At 31.9% G+C, this 746-nt stretch carries 1 protein-coding gene; it reads right to left on the bottom strand.

All coding sequences use genetic code 11. The features are described 5' to 3' along the window. On the bottom strand, positions 1-746 hold a 746-nt coding region (locus GBI16_RS18250), incomplete at both ends, for a replication initiation protein (RefSeq protein WP_151707618.1).

The raw sequence follows: 746 nt of genomic DNA, 5'->3' as shown, positions 1-746 counted from the left end.
ACCAAGACCTTACGGTCATATCGAACTTCGCACCTAATTCTTTAACAAGCGCGTTATCATCAAAATTGACATCTAAATAGATTTGAGTCTTATCATTAGTATTAGATACAACAACTTCAGTGGCATGCCTATTAAGAATTTTAAATCGAACTCCGACAATAGGTCGACCTTTCTTGATGGTATCGTATTCTAATTGAAGACTAGTCCTTTCATTAATTTCTTCAATAATTTTGTCTAAAACGTATCGTCTAAAATCAACCCAACGATCGTATTTTTTCTCCCCAATATCAATTAATGCTTTGATATTCTCAAGTGAAAGTTCAACCTCATAAGAATCTTGATTAGCATACTTAAATTCATTTTTGATAAAGTATGAATACAAACTCATACTAGTGACAGAGTCCAAAGCAAATAAATCTTTCAATTGATAGGTTGTAAAATTTCCATTTGCTAAACGAGTAAAATATGGAAGTACTTCACTGGTGAAACGTATCTGCAAAGCATTTTTAGCATCATCTTCCCAACGGAGTTCACGAATAATTGGTACTACTGAGTGTACTTTTTTAACTTTACGCTTATTATCATCCACGGACTCTTCAATTACAAAATGGGCTACTCGTGATGATAATTCTTTATAAATACGATCAATAGCAACATTAATGGAATTCTTTTTATCTAATCCTAATAGTTCGCCTAAATCATCTTTATGCAAATAAATATAAGTTTGCTCTGTAATTTCACGATCT

Origin of the sequence: Acinetobacter sp. TUM15064, from assembly GCF_008980265.1 — a bacterium.
Classification (GTDB): Bacteria; Pseudomonadota; Gammaproteobacteria; order Pseudomonadales; family Moraxellaceae; genus Acinetobacter.
This window is presented reverse-complemented; position numbering and strand designations above follow the sequence as displayed.